This is a genomic window from Erwinia sp. S38, assembly GCF_016624545.1.
GTDB classification, from domain to species: Bacteria; Pseudomonadota; Gammaproteobacteria; order Enterobacterales; family Enterobacteriaceae; genus Erwinia; species Erwinia coffeiphila.
Genome location: NZ_JACVTS010000076.1, coordinates 1 through 571, shown reverse-complemented (window position 1 = coordinate 571; position 571 = coordinate 1). Strand labels below are relative to the sequence as shown.

Annotated in this window: 1 rRNA gene; it reads left to right on the top strand. The window is 52.7% G+C overall.

Annotated features, from left to right (window positions below):
- Positions 1-67: 67 nt before the first annotated feature.
- Positions 68-571, top strand: a 23S ribosomal RNA gene (locus tag IBT46_RS27060); the annotation flags it as partial.

The window sequence follows — 571 nt, the reverse complement described above, 5'->3', positions numbered from 1 at the left end:
CGGTATGTTCGAGTCTCTCAAATGCTTGCAACTGACATCCGTCTTTCGGGACGCTTGTGGGTTGTGAGGTTAAGCGACTAAGCGTACACGGTGGATGCCTAGGCAGTCAGAGGCGATGAAGGGCGTGCTAATCTGCGATAAGCGTCGGTAAGGTGATATGAACCGTTATAACCGGCGATACCCGAATGGGGAAACCCAGTGTGACTCGTCACACTATCATGTCATGAATACATAGTGGCATGAGGCGAACCGGGGGAACTGAAACATCTAAGTACCCCGAGGAAAAGAAATCAACCGAGATTCCCCCAGTAGCGGCGAGCGAACGGGGAACAGCCCAGAGTCTGAATCAGTTTGTGTGTCAGTGGAAGCGTCTGGAAAGTCGCGCAGTAAAGGGTGACAGCCCCGTACACAAAGACACACCTTCTGTGAACTCGATGAGTAGGGCGGGACACGTGATATCCTGTCTGAAGATGGGGGGACCATCCTCCAAGGCTAAATACTCCTGACTGACCGATAGTGAACCAGTACCGTGAGGGAAAGGCGAAAAGAACCCCGGCGAGGGGAGTGAAAA